Origin of the sequence: Corynebacterium afermentans subsp. lipophilum (assembly GCF_030408375.1) — a bacterium.
Taxonomy (GTDB): domain Bacteria; phylum Actinomycetota; class Actinomycetes; order Mycobacteriales; family Mycobacteriaceae; genus Corynebacterium; species Corynebacterium lipophilum.
Genome location: NZ_CP046530.1, coordinates 439,018 through 455,226, shown reverse-complemented (window position 1 = coordinate 455,226; position 16,209 = coordinate 439,018). Strand labels below are relative to the sequence as shown.

16 protein-coding genes are annotated in these 16,209 nt (G+C 66.7%); 8 read left to right on the top strand and 8 right to left on the bottom strand.

From position 1 onward, the window contains the following. The first annotated feature begins 183 nt into the window (after positions 1-183). The 5 genes from CAFEL_RS02180 to CAFEL_RS02160 are packed head-to-tail and all read left to right on the top strand — an operon-like array spanning position 184 to position 4,520. Positions 184-1,080 (top strand): MetQ/NlpA family ABC transporter substrate-binding protein, encoded by an 897-nt coding sequence (locus CAFEL_RS02180; protein WP_194560804.1) that lies wholly within the window; start codon positions 184-186, stop codon positions 1,078-1,080. 40 nt (positions 1,081-1,120) lie between these two features. Continuing rightward, positions 1,121-2,011, top strand: coding sequence for a MetQ/NlpA family ABC transporter substrate-binding protein (locus CAFEL_RS02175; RefSeq protein WP_194560803.1), 891 nt, complete (start codon positions 1,121-1,123; stop codon positions 2,009-2,011). Then, positions 2,012-3,040, top strand: coding sequence for a methionine ABC transporter ATP-binding protein (locus CAFEL_RS02170; protein ID WP_194560802.1), 1,029 nt, complete (start codon positions 2,012-2,014; stop codon positions 3,038-3,040). Next, positions 3,037-3,738, top strand: coding sequence for a methionine ABC transporter permease (locus CAFEL_RS02165; protein ID WP_194560801.1), 702 nt, complete (start codon positions 3,037-3,039; stop codon positions 3,736-3,738). Before CAFEL_RS02170 ends, CAFEL_RS02165 begins: the two co-directional genes overlap by 4 nt. An 11-nt stretch (positions 3,739-3,749) precedes the next feature. After that, positions 3,750-4,520 (top strand): HAD family hydrolase, encoded by a 771-nt coding sequence (locus tag CAFEL_RS02160; protein ID WP_194560800.1) that lies wholly within the window; start codon positions 3,750-3,752, stop codon positions 4,518-4,520. 187 nt (positions 4,521-4,707) lie between these two features. On the opposite strand, the gene CAFEL_RS02155 is transcribed toward CAFEL_RS02160, so the two are convergent. Further along, positions 4,708-5,589 (bottom strand): sucrase ferredoxin, encoded by an 882-nt coding sequence (locus tag CAFEL_RS02155; protein ID WP_194560799.1) that lies wholly within the window; start codon positions 5,587-5,589, stop codon positions 4,708-4,710. A gap of 139 nt (positions 5,590-5,728) precedes the next feature. Between CAFEL_RS02155 and CAFEL_RS02150 the strand changes: the two genes are divergently transcribed. Continuing rightward, on the top strand, positions 5,729-6,316 hold the full coding sequence (locus CAFEL_RS02150; protein ID WP_228496487.1) for an AMIN-like domain-containing (lipo)protein: 588 nt from the start codon (positions 5,729-5,731) through the stop codon (positions 6,314-6,316). On the opposite strand, the gene CAFEL_RS02145 is transcribed toward CAFEL_RS02150, so the two are convergent. Together CAFEL_RS02145 and imuA' are read right to left on the bottom strand one after the other, a co-directional pair. Then, positions 6,317-7,870, bottom strand: coding sequence for a Y-family DNA polymerase (locus CAFEL_RS02145; protein WP_194560798.1), 1,554 nt, complete (start codon positions 7,868-7,870; stop codon positions 6,317-6,319). Further along, positions 7,867-8,556 (bottom strand): DnaE2-dependent mutagenesis accessory factor ImuA', encoded by a 690-nt coding sequence (imuA', locus tag CAFEL_RS02140; protein ID WP_290172114.1) that lies wholly within the window; start codon positions 8,554-8,556, stop codon positions 7,867-7,869. Before imuA' ends, CAFEL_RS02145 begins: the two co-directional genes overlap by 4 nt. Positions 8,557-8,732: 176 nt before the next feature. Here imuA' and CAFEL_RS02135 point away from each other — a divergent pair, with 176 nt between their 5' ends. Both CAFEL_RS02135 and CAFEL_RS02130 read left to right on the top strand, forming a co-directional pair. Then, positions 8,733-9,149: a hypothetical protein gene (locus CAFEL_RS02135; protein WP_194560797.1), complete on the top strand. Its 417-nt coding sequence runs from the start codon at positions 8,733-8,735 to the stop codon at positions 9,147-9,149. A 199-nt stretch (positions 9,150-9,348) separates the two neighbouring features. Continuing rightward, entirely contained in the window at positions 9,349-9,834 is a 486-nt protein-coding gene (locus tag CAFEL_RS02130) for a PspC domain-containing protein (RefSeq protein WP_194560796.1), read from the top strand. A gap of 11 nt (positions 9,835-9,845) precedes the next feature. Here CAFEL_RS02130 and CAFEL_RS02125 read toward each other — a convergent pair whose 3' ends face one another. Genes CAFEL_RS02125 through CAFEL_RS02105 form a run of 5 tightly spaced genes read right to left on the bottom strand, consistent with a single transcriptional unit; the run spans position 9,846 to position 16,129 of the window. Beyond that, positions 9,846-11,048, bottom strand: a complete 1,203-nt coding sequence (locus tag CAFEL_RS02125; RefSeq protein ID WP_194560795.1) for an alkylhydroperoxidase domain protein — start codon at positions 11,046-11,048, stop codon at positions 9,846-9,848. Further along, positions 11,041-12,645, bottom strand: a complete 1,605-nt coding sequence (locus tag CAFEL_RS02120) for a dipeptide ABC transporter ATP-binding protein (RefSeq protein ID WP_194560794.1) — start codon at positions 12,643-12,645, stop codon at positions 11,041-11,043. The genes CAFEL_RS02125 and CAFEL_RS02120 overlap by 8 nt, the downstream gene beginning before the upstream one ends. Further along, positions 12,642-13,517, bottom strand: coding sequence for an ABC transporter permease (locus CAFEL_RS02115; RefSeq protein ID WP_194560793.1), 876 nt, complete (start codon positions 13,515-13,517; stop codon positions 12,642-12,644). The genes CAFEL_RS02120 and CAFEL_RS02115 overlap by 4 nt, the downstream gene beginning before the upstream one ends. Continuing rightward, entirely contained in the window at positions 13,514-14,497 is a 984-nt protein-coding gene (locus CAFEL_RS02110) for an ABC transporter permease (protein ID WP_194560792.1), read from the bottom strand. Before CAFEL_RS02110 ends, CAFEL_RS02115 begins: the two co-directional genes overlap by 4 nt. Continuing rightward, positions 14,498-16,129: a TIGR04028 family ABC transporter substrate-binding protein gene (locus CAFEL_RS02105; RefSeq protein ID WP_194560791.1), complete on the bottom strand. Its 1,632-nt coding sequence runs from the start codon at positions 16,127-16,129 to the stop codon at positions 14,498-14,500. It abuts the gene before it with no gap. Between the last annotated feature and the right edge of the window lie 80 nt (positions 16,130-16,209).

The following is a 16,209-nucleotide window of genomic DNA, read 5'->3' as shown; positions in this document are numbered from 1 at the left end:
CCAGCTACAAGGATCCAGCTAATCGCCCCCAGGGGTCGGATAGCTGGGCCTTACTAGCTGGATTCGCGAAAAGGCCCACCCCGACAGACAGCTCGGTTAAGGAATTCGACCAGAAATAGACTAAGCGGTACATAGGGTGCTAGATTCTGACCCGTCATAGATTCCCAACCCAAGGAGACCCCAATGCGTATCAAGCGCACCCTCGCAACCGTTGCCGCGGCTGCCCTGGCCACCACCGGCTTGGTCGCCTGCTCCAACGAGTCCGACGACACCGCCGGCACCACCGCAGCCGCCGACGGCGACACCACCACCGTCAAGATCGGCACCACCGAAGCCGACCAGGAAGCATGGCGCGTGTTCAAGGACCTGGCCGCCGACAACGGCATCACCCTGGACATCGTCTCCTTCTCCGACTACTCCCCGGTCAACGAGGCACTCGCGCAGGGCGAGCTGGACGTGAACAAGTTCCAGCACATCAAGTACCTCGCCGAGTACAACAAGGCCTCCAGCAACGACCTGCGCGTCGTCGGCTCCACCGAAATCGTGCCGCTGGCGCTGTTCTGGAAGGACCACGAATCCATCGACGGCATCGAGGGCGAGTCCGTCGCCATCCCGAACGACCCGTCCAACCAGGGCCGCGCCATCAATGTGCTGGTCCAGGCTGGCCTGCTCACCCTGAGCGACAGCGTCGCAGACGAGCTCGCCCCGACCCCGGCCGACATCGACAAGGCCGCCTCCAAGGTCACCGTCACCCCGGTGGACGCATCCCAGACACCGAACGCCTACAACGAGGGCAAGCCGGCCATCATCAACAACACCTGGCTGGACCGCGCCGGCATCGAGCCGGGTCTGGCCGTCTTCCAGGACGACCCGGAGTCCAAGGAAGCCGAGCCGTACATCAACGTCTTCGCGGCCCAGGCAGACCGAATCGACGACGAGACCCTGAACAAGCTGGTTGAGCTGTGGCAGACCCCGGAGGTCGCCGAGGCAGCGGCCAAGGACTCCAAGGGCACCTCCGTGCCGGTCTACCGCGAGCAGGCTGAGCTCAACGAGATTCTGGACCGCCTCCAGAACAAGTAAGTCTCCACAAACACCCAACTAAGCAAAAGGAGCACGCTTTATGCGTACCAAGCGCGTTATCGCCGCTGCGGCGGCATCGCTCATCGCGGCCACCGGGCTGGTGGCCTGTTCGTCGGAGACGGAGTCGTCGACAAGCAATGGCGACGGCGACAAGGTCACCGTGAAGATCGGCACCACCGACGCCGACCAGAAGGCCTGGAGCGTCTTCGCCGACGAGGCGCAGAAGGCCGGCATCGACCTGGACATCATGCGGTTCACCGAGTACCCGCAGGTCAACCCGGCACAGGTCGAGGGCCAGATTGAGATCTCGAAGTTCCAGACCATCAACTACCAGGCCCAGTACAACGCCACCGCCGGCGAGGACCTGCGCATCATCGGCTCGGGCGAGATCAACATCCTGGGCCTGTACTGGAAGGACCACGACTCCCTCGACGGCATCGAGGACACCGAGGTCGCCATCCCGAACGACCCGTCCAACCAGGGCCGCGCAATCAACGTGCTGGTCCAGGCGGGCCTGGTCACCCTGCGTGACGGCGCGCCGAAGCTGACCCCGACGCCGGCCGACATTGACAAGGACGCCTCCAAGGTCAAGGTCGTCGCCGTAGACGCTTCCCAGACGCCGAACGCCTACAACGAAGGCCGCCCGGCCGTGATCAACAACAACTGGCTGGCGCGCGCCGGCATCGACCCGGCCTCCTCGGTGGCCGCGGATGATCCGAACTCGGAGCTGGCGGAGCCGTACATCAACGTCTTCACCGTCTCCGGCGACGACCTGGACAACGAGACCTACGAAAAGATCGTGGACGTCTGGCAGTCCGAGGAAGTCACCGCGGCGCTCAACGAGGACTCCAACGGCACCGCCGTGCAGGTCCAGCGCTCCAAGGAGGACCTCAACGAGATCCTCGACCGACTCGTGGAGGAGTACAAGTAGATGACAAAAACCGGCACCCGGATTGAGTTCCGGAACGTATCCAAGGTCTTCAAAACCAAAGACCGCGAGGTCACGGCCGTCGACGACGTCACCCTGACCGTCGAGCCGGGCGAGATCCTCGGCGTGATCGGCTATTCGGGTGCCGGCAAGTCCACGCTTGTCCGCCTCATCAACGGCCTGGACATGCCCACCTCGGGGCAATTACTTCTCGACGGCACCGACGTCGTCGGCATGCCCGAGCGCAAACTGCGCGAGATCCGCCGCAACGTCGGCATGATCTTCCAGCAGTTCAACCTCTTTTCCTCCCGCACCGCCGCCGGCAACATCGAGTACCCGCTGAAGCTGGCCGGTGTGGACAAGCAGGAGCGCAAGCGCCGCGTCGCGGAACTGCTCGACTTCGTCGGCCTTTCCGAGCGCGGCGAAAACTACCCGGAGCAGCTCTCCGGCGGCCAGAAGCAGCGCGTGGGCATCGCCCGTGCGCTGGCGACCAACCCGTCGCTTTTGCTTGCCGACGAAGCCACGTCCGCCCTCGACCCCGAAACCACCCAAGAGGTCCTCGGCGTGCTGCGCCGTGTGAACGAGGAACTGGGCATCACCATCGTGGTGATCACCCACGAGATGGACGTCATCCGCGCCATCGCCGACAAGGTCGCCGTCATGGAAGACGGCAAGGTGGTGGAATACGGCAGCGTCTACGACGTGTTCGCCAACCCGCAGACCTCCGTGGCGCAGCGCTTCGCCGCCACCAGCCTGCGCAACCGCCCCGACGAAGTGGAGGCGCGCGAGCTGTTGGCCAAGCCGGGCCGCCTGTTCACCGTGGACCTCACCGAGGATTCCGGGTTCTTCGGCGCCGCCGAGGCCGCCCGCGAGCGCGGCGTAACGGTGGAGCCGGTGCACGCCGGCATCACCACCCTGCAGGAGCGCTCCTTCGGCAAGATGACCGTGCGCCTTAACGGCGACGATGCCGCCATCAACGAGTTTTTGGCCACCCTGCAGCGAAACACCGAGATTGAGGAGATCACCCGATGACCGCGTTGAACACTGGCGTAACCGAGTACATCCTCGCCGAGCCGAACTGGGACACCCTCGGCCCCACCTTCCTCGAAGCGATCGGCGACACGCTGTGGATGGTGGCCATCACCATGGTCGTCGGCGGCTTCTTCGGCCTGCTTCTGGGCCTGTTTCTGTACACCACCCGCCCGGGCGGCATCCTGCAGAACAAGGCGGTGTACACCATCATCAACGTGGCGGTGAACTTCTTCCGCCCCATCCCGTTCATCATCATGATCGCGATGCTCTACCCGCTGACCTTGCAGGTGGTGGGCACCACCATCGGCCGCGCCGCCGCCACGTTTGTGATGTGTTTTTCCGCCACGTTCACCGTTGCTCGCATTGTGGAGCAGAACCTGGTGGCCATTGACCCGGGCGTGATCGAGGCGGCCCGTTCCATGGGTGCGAGCCCGTGGAAGATCATCACCTCGGTGATCCTGCCGGAGGCGCTCGGCCCGCTGATTTTGGGCTACACCTTCATCTTCATCGCGGTGATCGACATGTCCGCCATGGCCGGCTACATCGGCGGCGGCGGCGTGGGCGACTTCGCCATCGTGTACGGCTACCGAGCGTTCGAGCCTCAGGTCACCTGGGCTGCGGTGCTGGTCATCGTGGTCATCGTGCAGCTGGCGCAGTTCCTGGGCAACTGGCTGTCCAAGAAGGTCATGCGCCGGTAAGTTTGGGTGCCATGAAGGTTGCGGCGTTCGACTTCGATGGCACTCTCCACCACCCTCCCCACGGTTTCCGCGAGGAGGACATCGCCGCGATAGATGCCTGGCGCGCTGCCGGGCATCTCGCTTTTTCTGCCACCGGCCACTCCCGCACGGCGCTCGCCCACGGGATGCGCGGCAGCGAGCTCACCTTCGACTACCAGGTGCTGTCCAACGGCGGTTCCGCCACGGACGGGGCGAACCGGGAGCTCATCTACGGCCACGAGGTCGCAGGCTCCGTGTTGCAGGCGACTCTGGACGCCTTCGGGCCCCGCGACGGCCTGGCCATCTTCGGCACCACCCTGGGCCACGTCGACGGGGTGTTCGCTAACAACACCGGCATCACCCACACCTTCACCGCGCATTTTGCGCAGATGACTCCCGCGGACATCCCCGACCACCGCTTCGCCGTCGTGCCCATCTGGGTGCCCGGCAACGCCGAGCTGCGCGCGGAGGTCGTCGACTGGGCCTCCACGCTCGGCGAGGTCGAGGTCGCTCAGAACCAGGACTACATCGATCTCATGGCCCCGGGCCGCTCTAAAGGCGCAGGGATCTTGCAGCTTCTCGACGAGCTCCGCCTCCCCCGCGAATCCCTCCAGCTCTACACATTCGGCGATTCCTGGAACGACCTGCCCATGCACGCCATCGCGGATGCCTCCCACAGCTTCCACCACTCCCCCGCAGAGGTACGCGCCGCCACGGACCACGTCATCGGCTCCGTGGCGGAGGTTCTGGGCGAGTACATGTAGCGGCCTGGTGTATGCGCGTCCCCTAGGCTCACGCGCGGATCGTCTAGCAGTCGAGGAAACTCTGCTAGACGATCCGTACAACGTGGCCGCGTTTGCCCAGGTGATAATGAACATGATTGCCAGTATCGGCCTGATCGTCTAGCAGGGCGGCGATGCTGCTAGACGATCCGCGCCCGACCCCCCAGACTTACCGCGCCACGGGAGCAACCGACGCTGCGACCCAGGCCGTGCTCTCCTTCGGCGCCTTTCCGCACGAGTCGACCACGCCGGATACCGGGCGCTGCTCCAGCTGGACTTCGTACGCCTGGCCGGACGCCGTGTCGGTGACCAGGACGGAACCACCATCAGGCGCTGCGACCTCGAACTGGCCGTAGCGTGCACCGGGCACCTCTGCGGCGACGGCGAGCTCAGCCACCTGCTCGGCGGGTCCGAGGGTGCCGCGGCCGCGGTTGCCGGGGACGAAGTAGCGGCCCTCGGATGCGTCGGCAAGCATGGCGTCGGTGGCCTCAATGTTCATGCGGCCGAAGCTGTAGGCCCACGGCAAGAGAAGCATCGTCGGCGCGAAGCGGTGGCCCTTGATGTGGGAGGTCTCCCACACCACGTCGTTGCCGGGGCCGAACGGGTGGCGCGCGTGCAGCTCGTTGACCAGCGGGCGGCCCTTGACGGCGCAACAGCGGTCGCGCTTGGCGTGGGTGCAAATCAGCAGCAGCGGGCGTTCGCGGCGCTCGGCGCCGTTGCGGCCCGGGCCGGAAAGATCCAGCTCCAGCAGCTCGTCGGGGCTGTCGATATGCTTGACCTCGGTGACGGCCTCGTCGGCGAAGACGAGATAGAGGTGGTGGTCGCTGATGTTGCGCCCCTCGCGCGTTGGGTGGCGGATGAGCAGCAGCGTGGCGTCGTGAGCCTCCAGCATGGGCGCAAGTTTCGCGGTGAGCCCCTCGCCGAGGGCGGCGTCGCCCATGACGTCGCGGGGCCAGGCTTCCGGCCACTCAAAAAGCACGTACACAGAGCCGGGTTTGGCGGTTCCCGGCAGCGGTTCAACCTCTACGTCAGAGCAGGGCAGTTGTTGCATGGCACCACCATAGCTAAGCGTGCCCTAACCTGTAAGTCGCCCTCTTGAACACCACTCCAAGTTGTAACGGTTATATAACCTTTTGCGATTTCGCACTTTTTCTTTTTGTTCTCACTTGCCCGCTGGCTACGGTGACTGGGTGTTTAAATTTTCCGGTCTTTCCCGCGCGGCGCTCGCGGGCGCGTGCGTAGCTACTTCTGTGGCCTGCAGCGCCTGCAGCGTCATCGGCGACGGTGCTGGAAAAACGCTGACGGGCAGTCTGGCCTCCCCTACCACGAAGCTGCAGCCGCTGGGCACCGCAGACTCGTCGCCGAAGACGCAGCGCCCGTCCGCGCCGTCGCGCCTGGCCGTGGTCGGCGTGCGCGTCGGCGCACACGAGGGCTTCGACCGCGTGGTGGTGGACCTGGCAGGCGACGGCGATCCGGGCTGGTTCGTGGACTACACCTCCACCCCGATGCAGGAAACGGTGGGCCAACCGCTGCAGGTGGCGGGCAACTTTTTCCTCAACATCAACGTCGACGGCACCGTGTACCCCTTTGAGCTGGGCAAGGACAACGATGTCCCGGTGACCATGGCGGGCGACACCGGCAACGTCATCGACGTGATCAGCGCCGGCACGTACGAGGGCCGCAGCCAGGTCGTGGTGGGTCTGCGCTCCGAGCTGCCGTACTCGGTGCAGGTGCTCAAGGATCCCACGCGCATTGTCGTGGATATCGTGCAGAAGTAGCTAGTACACCGCCTCCACGCGCCAGCTGCGCCGGCTCCACACTAAAAGCCAGCCGGTCACGGCACCTTCTTCCCCTCCTTCGCGGCCCACAACCTGCATGCGTGCGACGCGGCCTGCGGGCAGTTCGGTTTGCGTCCACCAGTCCGCGTCCACGGGCCACGGGCCCGCCCACCCGGTGACGAGGTAGCGCTTGTCGCCCCAGGCCAGCCCGTACGGTTCGCTGTTTAGCAGGGCTTCGGCGGTGACGATGACGGGGGCGCCGGTGGCGTTGATAAGCATGATGCGCGAGGCCGGGTGGTCGATGCCGCCGCCGAGGCGCGCGGGCAGGGGTTGAGGGATCGCACCGGGCCACGATTGCCTATCGACGTCCTCCGGTTCCTCCCCGAACGGCACCATCGCCACGCGCTCGGCCACCCCGCGCCCACCGATGAGCCGCGGTTGAAGCACCGCATCGATGCCGAGCTGGGACTGAACGCGCTCGACCACCCGGCGCGCGGTGTCGGTGGAGGCGCCGTCGGCCCACAGTTCGCCGACTGGTTCGGGCGCGGCGAATTCGAGCGGCTCGAGGGTGAGGCTGGTGATTGCGCCGGAGCCGCCGTTTGTCAGCCAGCCGTCGAGCTGCCAGCGCACGCGGTCCGCGGTGGCCGATTCGGTGAGCGGTTCGCGGGTGCGCCAGACGCGTTCGACGCGGGAGCCGTCGTGAAGCTCGGCGATAACTTTCAGGCGCAGGCAGTTGCGGCCAGCGTCTTTGAGCCGTTCGTGCAGGCTGGCGGCCAGGGCGCGGGCGGCGAAGGCGGCGGCGTCCACGCGCTCGATCGGGTCCTCAGGCGTGATGGCCACGGCGAGGTCTTCCACCGGCAGCTCCGGGGCGACGCGGCGGTCCGGCGCGGCGGAGGCTATGCGGTGGATGCGCATACCTTTGGTGCCGAAGCGAGTGGTCACCGCGTTCGGCGGCAGTTTCGCCAGCTCCCCGAGGGTGGAGATGCCCAACTGCCCAAGCGCTTTGACGGTGTCCATGTCTGCGGCGAGCGACTCTTCCGCCACCAGCACACCCAGCGGCTGCGCGGCCAAAAACTCGGCCGACCCTCCCGGCGGGATCACCTGGGAGGAGCGCGCGGCGATCAGCGCGGTGGCGATCTCGTCGGCGGCGCCTGCGAAGGCGTCGATGCCGCTGCGCGAGGCTGCGTCGATAAGCATCTCGAGCGCTTTGCCCTCGCTGCCGTGGAAGCGGCCTGCGGCGTCCACGTCCACCACCACGAGCCCGGGGCGTATCACCTCCACGCTGGCGGCGACCTCGTCGAAGCTGGCGGCCAGCGAAGCGAACATGCGCCCGTCGCGGTCCGGGTTGTCCTCTATCACCGTCAGCTCGGGTGCGACCGCCTGCGCGTTGCGTACCCGCATCCCGCGACGGATACCCACCTGGCGCGCGGCGTGCGAGCACACCTTTATCCGGTACTGCGCCGCGATCGCGATCGGTTCTGCCAGCTCATCGCCAGATTCCAGCCACGCGGCCTGCACCGGCCAGTCCGGGAACCACAGCGCCGCGGCCCTCATGTGACGGCCCTCAGCCTTCGCTTCTCGACGCCTCCGGTGCCCAGCGTCACCCGCGCACTCGCCGAACGGTACCCCTTGGCCTGCGCGCGGACGTCGAAGGCGATGCCGGTGATGCGGCCTGTGCCCCGGCCGATGCCGTGGAACTGCGCGAGCTGGCCCGTGACGGTCAGCGCCGGCGAGGGCACTTCCACGTTCACGCACACCAGCGCCGCCTGGCCTTTGCGGATCCGAGCGAGCAGGGGGCGTGCGCGCACCGGGGTGAGCTGGAACGGGCTGCGGGTGCGCAGCACCACCAGGTCGAGCCCCTCGGCGAGCACGCCGGCGACGCTGAGGTCGTCGAGGCCCGCGTCCGGCACCGCCACCACCCGCTCCATCGCGTCTGCGTCGCTGTCTGTGCCGATGCCGGCGTAGGACAGCTCCGGCCAGCCCACCACGCCCGCGCGCCCGCCGGCCTGCACCACCTGGCCGATGAGCTCCACGATCAGCGCCGGGGTGTCGCTGACGTGCGTGACTGCCCGGCGCGGCAGGCCACTGTTCGGCAGAACGAGCGAAAGCCCACCCGCCACCGTCAGGATCTCCGCATCCTCGACGACCTGTTGCGGAACCTCCCCGCCGATAGCGGCCATGCGGGCGCGCAGCTCGGCAATCTGGTCGGCACGCGACTGCTGAGCTGGTGGTTCATCCACAACCGCCAGGTTTGCCGCCGCTGCCGACGCAGCTCGAATAGGTGTTCCACTCACGCCAGACAGTATGCACCCCGGGGCCGACATAGGCAACGCTCCTGGTCGAACATACTTGCGTATATATTGTCCTGCGCAAGCAAATAGTCACTCCGCGAAGCTGACCGGTTAAGCTGCCCAGCATGATCCCGATCAGCGCAGCAGAGGTCCGCAACCGCGTCACGCCGATCCCCACCCCGACCGTCGTACGAGCACTGGGCTCTGTCGGCGTGGGCGGGTCCGTCGGCGTGATGGTCTCGCAGGCGCCGCTGGGTATCAAGGCGGTTGTGGCGATCCTGTGCGTCGTTGCCGCCGTCGCCGTGACGCTGCTGCACCCCTACCGCAAACAGCTCCGCGCGTTTGCGGAGGAGAAGAACGTGGCCAGGGTGCCGTCGATAGGCATGGTGCTCCCCCTGATGCTGTGGTGGCTGCTGCTCATGCTCGCGCCGCTGGCTGGTTGGCCCGCGGTGGGCGCGTGGGTTGCGGGTGTGCTGGCGGCGGTGGCGGCCTGGGTGATGTACCCGCACGTGGACGGCACGCGGCGCCTCGCGTACGCGTAGAACTTTCGAGCTCCGCAGGAGCACCCCCTTCGCACAGACCCCTAGTAGCAAAGCCCTATTAAGGCCGAAATCGGCGCATACTCGGGCTTTGTCACTTGGGGTCTGTCGGCAGCACGGCGCAGCCGGCAAACAGCAAGACAACCCCGCCGCACCGAAACCCCGGCTGCGAAGTCCAACCAACCCACGGATAATGGCACGTATGGCTCAAGGATCTTCGAATTCGCTCAAGCACATGTGGGACACGCGCCCGTACCGCATCCCGAAGGACGAGGGTGGGCGCGCCGTCATCGCCGGTGTCTGCGCCGGTTTCGGCGAGCGCTACAAGGTCGACCCGGTGGCCGTGCGCATCGCGTTTGTCATCCTCAGTCTGGTCTTCGGCGGCGGCATCTTCGCCTACCTGCTGTGCTGGATGTTCATGCCGCGCGTGGGCATGAACATCACCCCGGCGAAGGCGATCATCACGCCGAAAAGCGAGCTCACACCGCACGAGATCGAGGAACGCAAGCCCGGGTGGTGGCTGCTCATCGGCCTGATCGTGTTCCTGCCTGCGGCCGGCCAAGCGGGGGATCTGCGAGGCACGCTACTTAGCTTCGCCGCGTTCTTCTTCGTCTGGTTCTTCACCTACGCGCGCCAGCCGGAGCCGCCGGCAGGTCCCAACAGCAACGACGATCTGGTCTGGCGCTAGCCAAAAACCGGCTAGCGGTAGCGCTTCGGCACGTCCGGCGCGCCGAGCGTGAGCATGAGCCGGTTCGCCCAGTTGAAGAACGCGGACGAGTTCACCACATCCAGCACCGCCAGGTCGTCCAGGCCCGCGGCCCGCAGCGCGTCCACGTGTGACGTACCGAATTCGTAGGGGGTGCGGGTCAGCGCCACCGCGGCGTCGCGGATGGCGTTCCACAGCTCGGAGTTGAGGTCGGCGGTCACGCCGTCGGCAAGCAGCTTGTCAATGGCCTCCGCGTCGCCGCCCTCATCCTTGGAACGGCCCTGGTGCACCGAGGCGCAGTACTCGCAGCCGTTCAAACGAGAGGCCACCGTGGCGGCGAGTTCGCGCTCGGCGCGGCCCAGCCCACCTTCGGTGTTGTAGAAGATGTCCAGGTCCGTCAGCGTGCGGGCCTTCAGCGCCTGCGGATCGCGCGCGAGCAGGCGGAAGTACTCCATGTCGGCGCGCTCGGGCTTGATCAGGGCGTCGACGTGCGCGTCGGTCAGCTCGCCCTTTTCCAGCGGCGCCACCCACGGCTTCCAGCCCAGCGGGTGTGCCACAAACGTCTCGGGCGCAACCACTTCGGGCTGCAGGGTGGCGGCGGCGGGCGCCCAACCGGGATCCGCAACGCCGGCACGCTTCTCGACGCCCTCCGGCACCCCGCCGCCACCTGCCAGCACACGCACGCCGTGCACGACACGCAGCTGGAACGCCACAAAGGCAATGAGCTGGCCGAGCGAGACGATCGCGTTTTCGTTGTAGCCCGCCTCCTGCAGGTGCCCGATCGCCGCGGGGGAGGCATCCTTCGGGTGGAAGGTAAGCAGGTGGGCGAAGTCGAACGCCGCGGCAAGCGGACCATCGCCGAAAGTGACAAAGTCCCCGCCTGCGTAGGGTCCGGCAGACACACCTGCGCGCACCGCGTCATCGACCACGGCGACGAGCGACTCGTCTTCGTCGGTAAGCAGGTCGGTGTAGAACGCCGTGGCGCGCTGCGCGCCGGAGACGCCGGCGATGAACGCGGCAACGGCGTAGCGGGTGGCAACCGGCAGCGCCTGGATCAGCGCGTCGTCGGTCGGCTCGAACAGTGCCTCGAAGCTGCGCTGGGCGTTCTCCACCGCCTCGGGACGGCGGCGGCGCAGCTCGGCGAGCTCCGCCGGAGTCTCGGCCAGGGTGTCAATAATGTCAGTGCGGTTAGACAACAAACTCTCCTAACTGTCGGGCCCGGAACACGGTGCCGGGGATGGCGTTGATGAGCTCGCGGGTGACTTCGTGCTTCGGGTGTGCAAACACGTCGTTGGTCGCCCCGTATTCCACCTGGCGGCCGCGGCTGAACACACTCACGGTATCCGAGATCTGGCGCACCACCGCCAGATCGTGGGAGATGAACACGTAGGTCAGGCCGAGTTCTCGCTGCAGGTCCTCGAGCAGCTCCAGGATTTGGGCCTGCACGGTCACATCGAGTGCGGAGACGGCCTCGTCCAGCACCACCAGCTCCGGCTCCACGATGAGCGCGCGGGCGATGGCCACGCGCTGGCGCTGGCCGCCGGACAGCTGCGCCGGAGTGCGGTTGGCAAACTGGGCCGGGTCCAGCGCCACGCGGTCCAAGAATTCGTCGGCGCGTGTGGCCGCCTCACGCTTGGAAGCGCCGGCGAGGTTGCGCAACGGCTCGGCGACGATCTCGCCAACGCGCATCTTCGGGTCCAGCGAAGAGTACGGGTTCTGGTACACCATCTGCACCCGCCTGCGGAGGCCGCGCTGCTGCTTCGGCGAAAGCCCAGTCAGCTCGGTGCCGTCCAGGGTGATGCTTCCCGCCGTGGGCTGGTTAAACATAGAAATCGCGCGCCCCGTGGTGGTCTTGCCGGAGCCGGAGCCGCCCACCAGCGCGTGGGTGGAGCCGCGCGCCACGTCGAAGGAGATGTCCTCAACTGCGGTGAAGTCGCCGTAACGCTTGGTCAGCCCACTGACGGAAAGGAGGGTCTCCGGGGCAACCGGAGGACGTCGATAAGCATCTGCGACCGCAAGCGAGGGCACGTTGGCGAGCAGGCGCTTCGAGTAGTCCTGTTGCGGGCTGGTTAGCACCTGGCCCACCGGCCCGTGCTCGACCACTTCGCCGCGCTCCATGATCACCACATCGTCCGCCCGATCACCCGCAACAGCGAGGTCATGGGTGATGAAAATGATGCCAAGTCCCAGATCAGCGCGCATCTCATCCAGCAGGTCCAGGATGGTTTTCTGCACCGTCACATCGAGCGCGGACGTCGGCTCGTCCGCAATCAGCACCTCGGGCTCAAGCGCCACCGCCGCCGCGATGAGCACCCGCTGCTTCATGCCGCCGGACAGCTCGTGCGGGTACTGGTCGTAGCGGCGCTCCGGGTCGTCGATGCCCACGCGCTCCAGCAGGGCAATTGCTTTACGACGGCGCTCCGCCGCATCCCCCACCCCATGAATTTCCAACCCGTCCTCAACGGACGCGCCGATGGTTTTCAACGGGTTGAGCGAGTTGTTCGGATCCTGCGGCACCAGCCCGATCTTCGTGCCGCGCAGCTTGCGCCACTCGGCGTTAGTCAGGTTGGAAAGCTCCTGGCCCTTGAAGCGAATGCTGCCGTCCAAAACGTTGCCGCTAGGCCCCAGCAGATCCAGCGCCGCCATCGCGGAGGTGGTTTTACCGGAGCCGGACTCGCCCACGATCGCGGTCATCTTCCCGGCCTCGACGGAAAACGAAATGTCGCGCACCACCGGGTCCGCGTCGCCGTACGCGACGGTCAGGCCGTCTACCTCGAGTAGGGGCGCACTCATTGCACATCACCTTCCTGTTGGATCACCTGGGACAGGTGGTTGGCGGACATCACCGTGGCCACAATGGCCAGGCCGGGCAGCAGGATCAGCCACCAGGCGGTTGCCATGAAGTCGCGGCCTTCCGCGATGAGCAGGCCCCACTCCGGCGTCGGCGGCGGCGCGCCGTAGCCGAGGAAACCCAGGATGGACAGCTGCAAGATGGCGGTGCCGAACTGCAGCGCGGCCAGTGCCAGCACCGGGGTCAGCGAGTTGGGCAGCACGTGGCGGAACAGCACCTGGGCCTGGGTGGCACCGGAGCCGTAGGCGGCCTCGACGAAGTCCGCGTTAGCAATCTGGATCACCTGCGAGCGTGCCAGGCGCGCAAACGTGGCCACCGACGTCATGCCGACAGCGAACGCCGCCTGCAGCGAGCCGAAGCCGGTGACGATGATGATGGACAGCGATAGCAGGATGCCGGGGATGGCCAGCAGCACATCCACCAGGCGCATCAGCACCGTGTCCACCCAGCCGCGCTGCGTGCCGGCGATCAGGCCGATCAAGGTGCCCAGCACCAGACCGACGGCCACGGCGATCAGGGCGCCGAGCAACGACTGGCGTGCACCGTAGACCACGCGCGAGAACAGGTCGCGGCCCACCGCGTCGGTGCCGAAGATGTACTCGCCATTGGGAGCGAGGAGCGCCACGTCGACGCCGTTGTACGGGTCGTGCGGCGCAAAGATGCCGGGCACGATCGCCCACAGCGCGGCGATGGCCAGCACGATCAGCGACAGGATGGTCGCCGGCGAGCTCCAGCGGCGGTGCTTGCGGGCCTTTCGCGGCCGGTGGTCCTTCTGCGGCGCGCGCTGGTTGTGCACCAGGTTGGTCGTGCTCATCGGACGGCCTCCTTTGCAGTCGTAGCCGGGGTGTTTGCAGTCTCCGCCGCGGCCTGATCGCGCAGGCGCACGTCCAGCACCGGGTAGAGCAGGTCCACGATCAGGTTGATCACCACGTACGCGGTGGCGGCGATGAGCACCACGCCGAGCAGCACCGGCATGTCGCGGCTGGACACGGCGTTCACGGTCAGCGAGCCCAGCCCGGCGCGGCCGAAGACGGTCTCAGTGACCACGGCACCGCCGACGAGCTCGCCGAACAGCAGGCCAGCCATGGTGATCGCGGGCAGAAGCGAGTTGCGCAGCACGTCGCGCCAGAAAATGCGGGCCTCGCTCGCGCCGCGGGCGCGCACGACCTGCACGAACGGCTGGGCGCGGACCTCGTCGATGGAGCGGATAAGCACCTGCATCAGCGGCGCGGCCATCGGCACCGCGAGGGTGAGCGTGGGCAGGATCAGCCCCTCCAGCGGGGTCGGGTCAACCACGTTGACCCAGCCGAGCCGGAAGGAGAAAAACTGCAGCAACAGGATTGCGATCCAGAAGCCCGGCAGGGACACCATGAACGACGGCAGCGCGCGGAAGAAGCTGCGCAGCGGCCCCGCTCCGGGCAGGGTGGCCACGTACGCGGTGGCCAGCGCCACCACGATTGCAAGGCCGATGGACGTCGCGGCGAGCGCGAACGTGTGCGGCGCGGCGTCCGCGATCAGGTCGAACACGGGCGTGCCGGTGGCCACCGAGTAGCCCAAGTCGCCGGTAAACAGCCCAGCGAGGGTGGCGAAGTACTGCTGGATCAGCGGCTTGTCCACGCCCATCTGCTCGCGGATCTGCTCGATTTCTGCCTGAGACAGGCCCAGGGCCGGGTCCGCGTAGCGGGCGGCCACGCCGTCGGAAGGCAGCGCGGACAGCAGGAAGAACGCCAGGGTGTAGGCCAAAAGGAGCACGATGAGCGCCTGGCCGATGCGCTTGAGTACGTACTTGCCCATCTACTTGTCCTCCTCGCGGTCGAAGTACACCGAGTAGAAGCTCGGGCGCGCCACCGCCTCAGTGTCAAAGCCCTTCACGTGCGGCGCGAGCGCGTAGACCTGCGGCTCTTCAAACAGCGGCAGCGTGTAGGCGTTTTCGGTCAGGTGGTCCTGCACTGCCTTGGAGGCGGCGGCGCGGCCGGCGTCGTCCGGGGTGGAGACCACCTTGTCCAACAGCGCCTGCAGCTCCGCGTCGATCGGTTCACCGTCGCCGGCGTTGTTCAAAAGCGAATCGCGGCGGTCCACCGACAGGTGCGATTCGATCACGTCGTAATCCGCGCGGCCCACCATGGTGTGCATGAGCTGGACGCGGTTGATGTCCTTTTGCGCCGCGTTCTGGGTGGCGCGGTCGCCGGCAACCATGTTCAGCTCGATGCCCAGTTCTCGCAGGTCGGACTGGATCATGGTGACAATCTCCTTGGAGCGCGGCTGCGGCAGGGCGTGGTTGACCCACAGGCTCAGGCGCTGGCCGTCCTTCTCGCGGATGCCGTCCGGGCCGGGGGTCCAGCCGGCGTCGTCGAGAAGCTTGCGCGATTGATCCGGGTCGAAGGTGTACGCGCCTGGCTGCTCCGCGTACCCCAGGGCCTTCGAGGTCATCGATGAGGTGGCCAGTGGGTAGGAATCCGACAGCAGGATGCGGATGATCTCCTCGCGGTCAACGCCGTGGATGATCGCCTGGCGCACGCGGATGTCCTGCAACAGCGGGTGGTTGAAACGCATCGCCAGCTGGTTGTTCATGCCGTTGGCGGTGGCGGCGACCACCTGCACGCCTTGGTCCTTCAGGTGGCGCTCCACCGGCGGGGAGACCGTGCGGGCGGCGTCGGCCTGGCCGGACAGTAGCGCGCCGGAGCGCATGGCCTCTTCCGCGGCCAGGGTGTAGTGGATGCCGTCCAGGCGAGCCCGGCCCTGGTGCTCCAGCGACGGCGGCGCCCAGTCGTAATCCTCGCGGGCTTTAAGCACCAGGTCGGTGCCCAGGGTCTCGCTGTCCACCACGAACGGGCCGGAGCCGATGACGTTTTCCGCGTTGCCGGGGCCGAACTCCTCGTTGCGCAGCTGCAGCGAGGAATCGGCCAGCAGGCCCGCGTTGTACGTCGATGTCGCCTGCGCAAAGCCCGGCGAAGGTGCGGAGAAGTAAAAGCGCACCGTGTCTTCGTCGACGACCTCGCCGCGCTCGTAGTTGGAGATCTGCTCCGAGACGTTAAGCAGCCGGTCCTTGTCGCCCAGGCCGAACAGGTCGAAGTTGTCCACGATGTTCTGCGCGGTCATGGGCGTGCCGTCGGAGTAGGTCACGTCGGTGCGGATGTCGAAGGTGAACACCGTGGCGTCCTCGTTGATCTCCGGCAGGTCCGTGGCAATCCACGGCTCAAGCTCGAGGGTCTCCGGGTTCTGGTAGAGCAGCCGGTCCGTCAGTTGGTTGACCACGCCGCCGTTGGGGTAAAACCCGGCGGCCGGCGGGTACAGGCTGTTGAACCAGCTGGATTCCAGGTAGGTGAGCACGTCACCGTCGTCGCCGTTGGCCGCCGTTGCGCATCCGGCGAGCAGGCTGGCTGCGGCGCCGAGCGAAAGCGTCGCGGCTACCTTTGGTTTAGGCACGTTATCGCCCTCTTTCTTCGGTTACGCAGTGCACATTACCACTGTTAGACAATCTGGTTCTTTAGTAATAGACTAGGCAG